The 6670-nt window shown below is 61.5% G+C and carries 8 protein-coding genes and 1 pseudogene; 5 read left to right on the top strand and 4 right to left on the bottom strand.

The annotated features are described in order from the left end of the window. Positions 1-154, top strand: a pseudogene (locus tag EA473_RS20945) (IS5/IS1182 family transposase); the annotation flags it as partial. Positions 155-173: 19 nt separating this feature from the next. On the opposite strand, the gene EA473_RS20940 reads toward EA473_RS20945, so the two are convergent. Beyond that, the gene (locus EA473_RS20940) at positions 174-695 is read right to left on the bottom strand and encodes a type IV pilin (RefSeq protein ID WP_124197566.1); all 522 of its coding nucleotides are present in this window, start codon (positions 693-695) and stop codon (positions 174-176) included. 348 nt (positions 696-1043) lie between these two features. Then, a complete protein-coding gene (locus tag EA473_RS22485) occupies positions 1044-1202 on the bottom strand; it encodes a hypothetical protein (RefSeq protein ID WP_165875352.1) in 159 nt (52 codons plus the stop codon). Positions 1203-1463: 261 nt separating this feature from the next. On the opposite strand from EA473_RS22485, the gene EA473_RS20935 reads away from it, so the two are divergent. From EA473_RS20935 to EA473_RS20920, 4 genes are all read left to right on the top strand, one after another. Next, positions 1464-1724: a hypothetical protein gene (locus tag EA473_RS20935; protein ID WP_124197565.1), complete on the top strand. Its 261-nt coding sequence runs from the start codon at positions 1464-1466 to the stop codon at positions 1722-1724. 49 nt (positions 1725-1773) lie between these two features. Then, positions 1774-2592, top strand: a complete 819-nt coding sequence (locus tag EA473_RS20930; protein WP_124197564.1) for an Nmad3 family putative nucleotide modification protein — start codon at positions 1774-1776, stop codon at positions 2590-2592. 171 nt (positions 2593-2763) lie between these two features. Further along, positions 2764-3279 (top strand): acyltransferase, encoded by a 516-nt coding sequence (locus EA473_RS20925; protein WP_124197563.1) that lies wholly within the window; start codon positions 2764-2766, stop codon positions 3277-3279. A 236-nt stretch (positions 3280-3515) separates the two neighbouring features. Then, the gene (locus EA473_RS20920; protein ID WP_165875351.1) at positions 3516-4328 is read left to right on the top strand and encodes a DUF7847 domain-containing protein; all 813 of its coding nucleotides are present in this window, start codon (positions 3516-3518) and stop codon (positions 4326-4328) included. Between the two features lie 29 nt (positions 4329-4357). Here EA473_RS20920 and EA473_RS20915 read toward each other — a convergent pair whose 3' ends face one another. Next, positions 4358-5227 carry a hypothetical protein gene (locus EA473_RS20915; protein WP_124197561.1) on the bottom strand — a complete coding sequence of 290 codons (870 nt, stop codon included), beginning with the start codon at positions 5225-5227 and terminating at the stop codon, positions 4358-4360. Between the two features lie 240 nt (positions 5228-5467). Then, positions 5468-6637: an NAD(P)/FAD-dependent oxidoreductase gene (locus EA473_RS20910; protein ID WP_124197560.1), complete on the bottom strand. Its 1170-nt coding sequence runs from the start codon at positions 6635-6637 to the stop codon at positions 5468-5470. Positions 6638-6670 lie beyond the last annotated feature (33 nt).

Genomic DNA, 6670 nt, shown 5'->3' with positions numbered 1-6670 from the left:
ATCAGTCAAGGACTGCGGCCTCGGGCGAACGCACGCCCGAGGCCGCGTCCACGCACGAGCGCAGGTGTTCCTCGCGCTGTGCCTTCGCCTCGTCGTTGCAATTACCAACTACGAACGCGGAGACAATCCGGGAAGTACGATCATCACGGTGTGACAAGAGTTCTATGACACCCTCATAGTAGCCACTGGAAGTCAATGCACACCTGATCGCACGACAGCTGTGCGATCAGTGTGTAAATAGTTCCGGTTGTTACTATAAAGTCCCAGTCCTCGCTCGCGACCATGGTTTCCGTGTCGCTCGCGTTGATGACGGCGACTGCAGCCAGCGTTCCCGACTCTTCGAGCGAGCCACCTCCTCCGTCTTCGTATGCTAATCTGGTCACGTCGCCGACCGTTAGCAGGTCGGTATCTGCATTCTCCCACGTAAGCTCGTCATCGACGGCTCCCGTCGTGAGATTCACGTGATCGGCGTTACCGAGCGAGGTCACCGAGACGCGTACCTCTTCGGCTTCGTCGTCGACGGTAATCGAGACGCCAGCCTGTGCTTCCTGTCCGATACTCCCCCCAAGATCCATGACGAACGCGGCGATTACGGCTGCGAGTATCACGGTGATTGCAACCATGAGAATTACCCCGATAACGGGAGAGACTGCCCGGAGATCGTCTGCTTCGACGTACTTCGTTTTGACATCCATTATGACCACAGCAACATCGGATGGGACGAGATCGGTTCTCGGACCAGCGAACGTTCGTTTTCGCGAACTGTACCGTTCTCTGGGCGACCGTCCTCGCCGTCCCGAGACTACCGACTACCACTGTATCCTACACATATAATATTATTTACCATAAGAGTCACAGAACGGTCGCAGAGGGTAATACACCGGTGGGATTCTGATGCGGCCTATCCCGGATAAATCCAACTGATATCCGATCTTCTCCCTGTCTGAGTCTTTAGTCAGATACTTGTCAGACGGAGAATCTGTACGGAACTAGTTTTGTAAAATTCGAATCACTCTTGGAGAGTCGGGTGACGTCCGGAGTCGTCAGGAGACGTCACCGTGGGTCAACGCCTCGTTCTCACAGACCACGAACTTCGCTAGCTCTCGTTTCGAGTGATCGTCGACCAGATGCGCCTCGAGCGACCGAGCCGGCCTCAGGACCCGACGACAAAGCGGACACTCCACCGGTGTTTTGGTCGCCATACAGACAGTACAGTCCTCGCGATCAAAAGTCTACAGCCGGCACTGTACAGACCGGAACCGACGCCGGATCGACTCCCGACGCAAAGATTCAAGCAGCCGGACTGTTCAGCTACGACGTACGCTCGATGTGGACAGAAGACCTGATCGATTCCGACGACGTATCGGCCGATTGGAGGTGGACAGGTCGTCGGTCGACGGTTTCGTCGACTCGAGGGCCGACGATTCGCTCGTCGAACGTGATCCAGTCTGTGTGACGTGACGATGATCGGTGCACTCGAAAAGCGACTCCCGCCGGAGGTCACGAAGACGACGCTCTATCACGTCGTCCGTCTCGGACTGCGTCTGTACGTCGCCAGCCTGTTGATCGCAGGTGCGTACAGCGTCCTCTGGATCGCAGACGTCGCGGGGTTGGTCCCCGAAGCGCTGCTGTCGGCGATCTGGATCGCGATCGCCGTGATGGGGAGTCTCTTTCTCGTTCTTCTGATCCCGCTGTTCTATGCGTCCCGCTCGAGTCGCCGGTGACCTGCTCGGTATCGGGAACTTTATCGGCCGACCCTGCCGTGGGTGATCTATGACGGTCGTGTTGGCTGGCGTCGGCGCGGACAGCACCAATCTCGGCGCGCTCGGACCGCTGTACGACGACGGTCGCTTCGAGTACGTTCCGATACCCGAGAAGACCCTCGAGACGGACGAATCCGAAACGCTTGGGTCCTGGTCGCTTCGGGCCGACGACCGGGTCGCCGCCGACCTGACGACCAGGATCGATCCACAGCCGGTTCGCGGCGGCGTCGATGCAGTTTCCGGCGAAAATCTCGAGTCCTGGCCGCTTCATCACGATCCCAATTTCGAGGCGCTGACCTACGGCGAACACCGGACCAGCGGCTACGTCTCTCGGCTTCGCTCGCTCGAGGCGGGGGACGTCGTCGGATTCTACGTCGGTCTCCGGCGACCGGGAGGAGAGCGTGCCCATCGATACCTGATCGGTTACGTCACCGTCGATCGGGTCGACGTCGTCACCCCGGAAACGCCGCGGAGCGAACGGGAAGCGATCCTTGAGGCCCACTCGGAGAACGCTCACGCGAAGCGAGCACAGGACGGCGACCTCTATCTCCGGGAGAAACCGGTCGTCTTCGTCGACGGACGCGAACCGGGCGGTCTCTTCGATCGCCATCCGATCCGGCTCAGCGAGTACGACGTGAAACCCGGTAACGTTCGGGCGCAGTACTACCTTCGCGAGGAGGTCGAATCGGCGCTGAACGTCCGGGCAGGGGGATCGAACATGATGTACAAGCCGGCCTACCGGTGTGAGATCTCGAGCGAGCGGTTCCGAACGCTGGTCGGCCCGCTGCACGATCGCTCCCGAAATCACGCGTCACTCGAGCGACCCTGATACGGATTGCTGTCACTGTGTGCCGGAGCGACCGGGCGCAGTCCCGCGGTCGCCCCAGTGATGACGCACAGCAAACCGTATGACACGTCCGTCGTCCCGACCAGCCGGCGTCGTCGCGAGAGCGGATTCGAACCGGTCGGTTTCTTGTAACGACGCGTCGTAGCGACTCCCGTGACCGACGACAGGAGTCGACACGACCGCATTACCAACCATCCAACGCCGGGGGAGGGAAACTCTCTGGCCGTCTGGACCGCGGCGAAACACCCGCTTCGAGTGGCGATCAACTACGTGGTCGTCTGGCTCGTTCGGCTGTCGCCGAGTCTCAGGCTCAAACGCTGGCTCCTCCGGCGGATCGGGGTGACGGTCGGAGAGGGCGTCTCGTGGGGGCTCGAGGCGACGCCGGACGTCTTCTGGCCGGAGTTGATAACGGTCGAGGAGTATGCGATCGTCGGCTACGACGCGACGGTGCTCTGTCACGAGTTTCTCCAGGACGAATACCGAACGGGGGAGGTGGTTATCGGCGAGCGGGCGATGATCGGCGCGGGTGCGATCGTGTTGCCGGGCGTGGAGATCGGTGCCGACGCACGCGTCGCCGCGAACTCGCTCGTGACCGAGGACGTTCCACCGGGTGAGACGGTGGCCGGGGTCCCTGCCACGCCGATGGGATCCGAACATCGAACGGCGTGAACTTCGGCCTGGGAGTCGGCCTCGAATTGCCGACGGTTTCGAACCGATCGATCACGAATCTCCGGGGCATCGTCCGTACCCAGAGCGACCGATCCCGAACCGGTGAGACACCGTCCGTACCCAGGGCGACCGATCGCCGTTCGGACCGTTCAGTTACCACCATCACTGGTTCAAATTTCACGAGATGACATTTAATCAGAAGGATATATGTGGTAGAAGTTTTGAGTGAGTGTACGATGGGATACGCGATCAGTTCGTTTCAGGAAGCGATCGGAACCGTCCTCGAGCATCCGACGTTGATCGCCGGCATCGGCGTGACGTCGATGATCGGTATGTTCCTTTATATGTTCATCGCGTACATTCCGTTCGTCGGGATGTTCGTCGCCTGGATCATACCCGCGCTCATGCTGGCCGCGGTTCTGACGATGGCATACGAGGGAGTTCGGGGAACGCCGTCGTTCGACCACCTGGTCAACGGTCTGGAGGACTCAGCAGTGCCGATGATCCTGGCATTTCTCCTTCTCATGGCCGTGTACATGGTTGCCGGTTTCGGATTCGCGATCGTTTTTGTCGCGCTGATTTTCGCCGGCGCGATGAGCGCCGATTCGGCCGCAGATGCTGGGGCAGGGGCGGATCCAGCGATGTTCGAGGCCCTCGGACTGGGGATAATCGCGCTGTTCGTGATTACCTTCCTCGTCATCTTCCTCGTGGGGATCATCATCCAGTTTTTCGACGCCGCGATCGTCGTCGGCGACGCGGGCGTCGTCGACGCGTTCAAAGCGTCGTGGGGAGTGGTCCGCTCGAATCCGATTAGCGTACTCGGGTACACGCTGATGCGGATCGTGATCGGGTACGTTCCGGTCATCGTTGCCGGCATACTCGCCGGCATCGGTGCCTTGATCGGGTCGGGGGACCAGGCGTTTTACCTCGCAGCGTTACTCGCCGTTCTCGGGTTCGTCGTTGTGGGACCGATCGTCTGGACGATTATGTTCGTCTACCACGTCTCGTACTTCGATCAGGCCAGCGGGAACCGATCGACGGCTATCTGAAACGGACGTGGTAACTGTTTCGTGACACCTCACCACAAGCCGAGGACGTCTCGAGGCCTCAGGTCGGGGACGACGGCGTCGGGGAGGGTCTCCCAGCCGAGTTGCCGTTCGTCGGGGTCGACGTGCGTCTCGAAGCCGGGATCGTTCGCCGACGGTCCGCGTCGATACTCCGCCGGCGGCGCATCGTGGGCGTAGACTCCCTCCGGGTGTGGGACGGTCCAGACGTGCATCATACACGGCGTCCGGCACGGAACCGACAGCTCTCTGTCCTCGTAATCGCGTTCGTACACCTGCCGGTAGAACTTCCAGGCGAACCTCCCCGGAAACCCGCGGTGGTAGTGCCACGGGGAACACCGACGTTCCTCCTCGTCCGTCTCGTCTTCCCCCTCCGTTTCTCGAGTGTACACCGGTGGCGGTGGATCGACTGAGTCGCCGTCGACAGTGGCGATGAACATGATTCCGATCGGTCGCAAGGACTCGTTGTCGACGAGGATCGACTCCGGGTGGGCAGGATCGAGCATCGAATCGTCACCGATGTACTCCGGATTCAGCCAGTGTGACCACCCCGACGACCCGCCGGGGCGTTTGACGTCGAAATACGGGACGAAATCCCGATCGATCAGGTCGCCGACGGTGGCGTACTGCGTCTCGATCCGCTCTCTGGCTTGCTCTCTGAGTTCGATCGTTTCCGGATCGTCGTCCGCACACCCGTCCGTACTCGCCCCCGAACACGGTGCCATATCCGGTCTGATCGTCGCCTCCGGGCACCGTCGCTGGTCGTCCGCCGATTCGAATGGGTTTCCCGCCGCGGTTCCCGTCGCGGACAGACCTGCCGCCGAACCGACGGCCGACAGCAGCGTTCGACGCCGGATCGCCCGGTGACCGCGTTTCTGACTCATGCCGTGGATTGACACACCATCCGCCGTGGTAAATCATGTATCCGATCGTACGAACGGTCACTGCGTGCGAACGGTCGATGGGTCCCGCGTTGGCGTATCGTAGCCACTGGAGTCAACATGTCCGACAGTACAGCGCAACTGTATCACGCCCGGTCAGAAAAGCGACCGAAAGGGGCAAAGAGAGGGCGGACGACTCGAGGATACGATGGTCGGAGGCCCACGGCTCGGTTTCGAGACGCGCTAGAGCGACGACCAGGACTGTCGCGCCCGGTTCCAGGAGGTAACGTCGGCGATCCAGCGGGCGGCGATCATCTTTTTCAGGTTCTTTGCGGGGAACCCGCCGAACGTGTCGACGGGAAGCGAGACGCCGAGAGCTGGCTTGACCTCGTGTGCGACGGCCTTCTCGCCGACGGAGACGACCGTCCCCTTGTCGTCGTACTCCCAGGTCCGCAGCGGCCGATTCTGGATCGCGCGGACGATGTTCTCACCGGCGACGTCGGCGGCCTGCCAGGCGGCCTGTGCCGTCGGCGGCGCTGGCTGATCTCCCTGGTCGACGATCGCGGAGTCCCCGACCGCGAAGACTCGTTCGTCCGACGTCTGGAAGTTCGCCTCGGTGGTGACGCGGTTGTGCTCGTTTTCGAGATCGGCGTCGTCCATCGCGTCCTGGCCAGTGATGCCGCCGGTCCAGACGAGCACGTCGTGTTCGAGCGGGTCGCCGTCGTCGAAGTGGATCACGTCCTCGGTCGCCTCGGTGATCGGATCGTCGGTGTGGATTCTGACGGCGGCGTCCTCGAGCAAGTCACGAAGCGCTTGCTGGATCTCGGGGTCGTTGCCGGGGAAGATCTCGTCGAGTGCCTCGACGAGGTGGATCTCGATCGGTGCGCGGTGGTTGTCCCGGAACTCGGCGATCTCGCCCGCCGTCTGGATACCCGAGAGGCCGGCACCGCCGACGACGATCTGTGCCGGTTCGCCGCGGGTCGCTTCCTTGCTCGCGTCTTTGACGGCGTCGTGGATCTCGAGTGCGTCGTCGAGCCCCTTGAGCGTCATCGAGTGTTCCTCGAGGCCGGGAATACCGTAGTAGGCGGTCTGGGTCCCGAGTGCGACGAGCACGTAGTCGTACTCGACGTCGTCGCCGTCCGCGAGTTCGACGAGCTGTTCGTCGACGTCGAGTCCGATCACTTCGTCCTGGATGACCCGGGTGGCTGGATCGGCGATTGCGTCGACAGAAAAAGTGATATCCGAACGGACGTCCGGGTCGCGTATCACGCGATGGACTTCGTGCAAGACGAGATGATAGTCGACGTCGGCGATCCAGGTGAGCCGCGCGTTGCCCCCGAGTTCCGACTGGAGCGTCTTGATCGCACCAGTACCGGCATACCCGGCACCGAGCACGACGACGTTTTCAGTCATACGTCACTCTCTGAAACCCTCCGATACAAAGGT

Origin of the sequence: Natrarchaeobius chitinivorans (assembly GCF_003841505.1) — an archaeon.
GTDB classification, from domain to species: domain Archaea; phylum Halobacteriota; class Halobacteria; order Halobacteriales; family Natrialbaceae; genus Natrarchaeobius; species Natrarchaeobius chitinivorans.
The sequence above is the reverse complement of the archived record's forward strand: the minus strand, read 5'-3'. Positions and strand labels throughout refer to the sequence as shown.

Excerpts from the sequence above, each read along its gene's own strand:
- EA473_RS20940 (WP_124197566.1), bottom strand. The coding sequence starts at position 695 with ATGGATGTCAAAACGAAGTACGTCGAAGCAGACGATCTCCGGGCAGTC.
- EA473_RS22485 (WP_165875352.1), bottom strand. The coding sequence starts at position 1,202 with ATGGCGACCAAAACACCGGTGGAGTGTCCGCTTTGTCGTCGGGTCCTG.
- EA473_RS20935 (WP_124197565.1), top strand. The coding sequence starts at position 1,464 with ATGATCGGTGCACTCGAAAAGCGACTCCCGCCGGAGGTCACGAAGACG.
- EA473_RS20930 (WP_124197564.1), top strand. The coding sequence starts at position 1,774 with ATGACGGTCGTGTTGGCTGGCGTCGGCGCGGACAGCACCAATCTCGGC.
- EA473_RS20920 (WP_165875351.1), top strand. The coding sequence starts at position 3,516 with ATGGGATACGCGATCAGTTCGTTTCAGGAAGCGATCGGAACCGTCCTC.
- EA473_RS20915 (WP_124197561.1), bottom strand. The coding sequence starts at position 5,227 with ATGAGTCAGAAACGCGGTCACCGGGCGATCCGGCGTCGAACGCTGCTG.
- EA473_RS20910 (WP_124197560.1), bottom strand. The coding sequence starts at position 6,637 with ATGACTGAAAACGTCGTCGTGCTCGGTGCCGGGTATGCCGGTACTGGT.